Annotated in this window: 1 protein-coding gene; it reads right to left on the bottom strand. The window is 65.5% G+C overall.

The genetic code is table 11. The features are described 5' to 3' along the window. A partial coding sequence (locus B3E94_RS13220) for a sensor histidine kinase (protein WP_286913850.1) occupies positions 1–2,899 on the bottom strand: 2,899 nt, incomplete at its 3' end. Positions 2,900–2,948 lie beyond the last annotated feature (49 nt).

Below are 2,948 nucleotides of genomic sequence, written 5' to 3'. Positions count from 1 at the left end.
CACGTTGCCGTTCGATGTCGGCAGGGCTGTCGATGGTGATTTGCCCATAATGCTCTTCCACGATGGAATAGACCAGAGCGAGCCCCAGTCCGGTGCCTTCGCCCGGGTCCTTGGTGGTGAAGAAGGGCTCGAACAGGCGGTCCATGATGTTCTTCGGGATCCCGCTGCCTTCGTCTTCGACGATCAGGTCCACGGTGTGCTCGCTCGCTTCGCTGCGCACGCGCACGGCGCTGCCCGGAGGGGATGCGTCGCGGGCATTGGACAGCAGATTGATCAGTACCTGGGCCAGGCGCTGCGGGTCCCCCTCGGCCCAGTGTTCCGGGGCGCAGAGGTTGAAGAACTGCACTTCGAAGTTGCGCCGGTTCAGCGCCAGCAGGCCGATGGCGTCCTGCGCCACTTCGGCCAGGCACACCGGCTCTTCGCTGTTCTGGTGGCTGCCGCCGGCGTGGGCGAAGCTCATCAGCGACTGGACGATGCGCGATACGCGCTTGGTCTGCTCGAGAATCTGGCTGGACAGCTCGATGATCTCGCCGTCGCCTTCGCGCTCTTCACGCAGGTTCTGTGCAAGGCAGGCGATGCCGGTGATCGGGTTGCCGATCTCGTGGGCCACGCCTGCGGCCAGGCGGCCGATGCTGGCCAGGCGCTCGGAGTGCACCAACTTGTCTTCCAGGGCCTGGGTTTCGGTGAGGTCCTCGACCAGCAGCACCAGCCCGCTGTTGCCCGGCGCCAGCGGCTCGTCGATGGCCGCCTTGTGCAGGTTCAGCCAGCGCGGTTGGCCATCGAGCGCCAGGCGTTGTTTGTGCAGGTGTTCGTCGGGCACGTTGATGAAGCCCTGCAGCAGGCCACGCCACGGCTCGCTGATGGTGACCAGGCGCGAGCCCACCACGTGCTTGGCGGCGATGCCGGTCAGCTCTTCCATGGCCTTGTTCCACATCAGGATTTCCTGGTCCTTGGCCAGCGAGCAGACGCCCATGGGCAGCTCCTGCAGGGTCTGGCGATGGTAGCGGCGCAGGGCGTCGAGCTCGGCGGCAAGGCCGGTGAGGCGCGAGTGGTAGTCTTCCAGGCGGCTTTCGATGAAGTGGATGTCTTCGGTGACGTAATTCTCGTTACCGGACTTGTAGGGCAGGAAGGTTTCGACCATGTCCTGGGCCACGCTTGGCCCCATCAGCCCCGAGAGGTTGGCCTCGATGCGGTCGCGCAGGCGGCGCAAGGCGTAGGGGCGGCGTTCGTCGAACGGCAGGTAGAGGTCGCGCAGGGCCTGCTCGACTTCCTTTTGCGCGGCCTTGGCGCCCAGCGGCTTGGCCAGCTGGGTGGCGAACTCCTGCGGCGAGGCCGCGTGCAGCTCGCGGCGCTGTGGGCGGCGCACGTTGTCCACGGCGCACGCCTCGGCGGCGCTGACTTCCTCGCTGCTGGCATTGGTGAACAGCGAGATCAGCGTGAACAGCAGCACGTTGGCCGCCAGCGAGGCGATGGCTGCCATGTGCCAGCTGGTGTCGTCGAGCACATAGATCATGTCCAGCAGCGGGATGTAGAAGCCCTGCAGGTTGCCCAGCAGCGGCAACAGCATGGTCACCATCCACACCAGCGTGCCGGCCAGCAGGCCGGCAATGAAGCCGCGGCGGTTGGCCGTCGGCCAGTACAGCACCGACAACACCCCAGGCAGGAACTGCAGGGTCGCGACGAAGGCGACGATGCCCAGGTTGGCCAGGCTCTGGTGGTTGTTCTGGGTCAGGTAGAACATGAAGCCTGCGGTGATGATCGCGACGATCAGGGCGCGCCGGGTCCATTTCAGCCAGCGGTAGATGTTGCCTTCGGCCGGCGGCTGGTAAAGCGGCAGCACCAGATGGTTGAGGGCCATGCCAGACAACGCCAGGGTGGTGACGATGATCAGCCCGCTGGCGGCCGACAGCCCGCCGATGTAGGCGAGCAGCGCCAGCGCTTCGTTATTGGCGGCAATGCCCAGGCCCAGGGTGAAGTACTCGGGGTTGGTGCTGGCGCCCAGACGCAGGCCGGCCCACAGCACCAGCGGCACGGCCAGGCTCATCAGCAGCAGGAACAGCGGCAGGCCCCAGCTGGCGCTGACCAGCGAGCGCGGGTTGAGGTTTTCGGTGAAGGCCATGTGGTACATGTGCGGCATGACGATGGCCGAGGCGAAGAACACCAGCAGCAGGGTGCGCCACGGGCCTTCTTGCAGCGGGGTGTGCAGCGCCGCCAGGGCGGTCTGGTTCTGCAGCAGCCACACCTCCAGGCCGTGTGGCCCGCCAAATACCCCATACAGCGCATACAGGCCGATGCCACCCAGGGCCAGCAGCTTGATCACCGACTCGAAGGCGATGGCAAATACCAGCCCTTCGTGTTTTTCACGGGTGGCGATGTGCCGCGAGCCGAAGAAGATGGTGAACAGGATGATCAGGGCGCAGAAAGCGAAGGCCACCCGCGCCTTGACCGGCTCGCCGGTGAGGATGCTGATCGAATCGGCCACCGCCTGGATCTGCAGCGCTAGCAGTGGCAGCACGCCGATCAGCATGATGACCGTGGTCAGCGCGCCGGCCCAGGTGCTGCGAAAGCGGAAGGCCAGCAGGTCGGCCAGCGACGACAGCTGGTAGGTGCGGGTGATCTTGAGGATCGGGTAGAGCAGCACCGGCGCCAGCAGGAAGGCGCCAGACACCCCCAGGTAGCAGGCGAGGAAGCCGTAGCCATATTGATAGGCCAGGCCCACCGAGCCGTAGAAGGCCCAGGCGCTGGCATACACGCCGAGCGACAGGGTGTAGGTCAGCGGGTGGCGAATGATCGAACGGGGAATCAGCCCGCGCTCGCTGATCCAGGCCACGCCGAACAGCACCATCAGGTACCCGGCGCTGATCAGGATCATCTGGGTCAGGCTAAAGCTCATCGGCATCTCGTTGGCTCTGCAGGATGAAGGTGACGACGATCAGGATCAGCCAGAG

The sequence above is a fragment of the Pseudomonas sp. UBA6315 genome (assembly GCF_002438125.1).
GTDB classification, from domain to species: domain Bacteria; phylum Pseudomonadota; class Gammaproteobacteria; order Pseudomonadales; family Pseudomonadaceae; genus Aquipseudomonas; species Aquipseudomonas faucium.
Note: the sequence above shows the minus strand (reverse complement) of the source record. Positions and strands in the feature narration are given on the sequence as shown.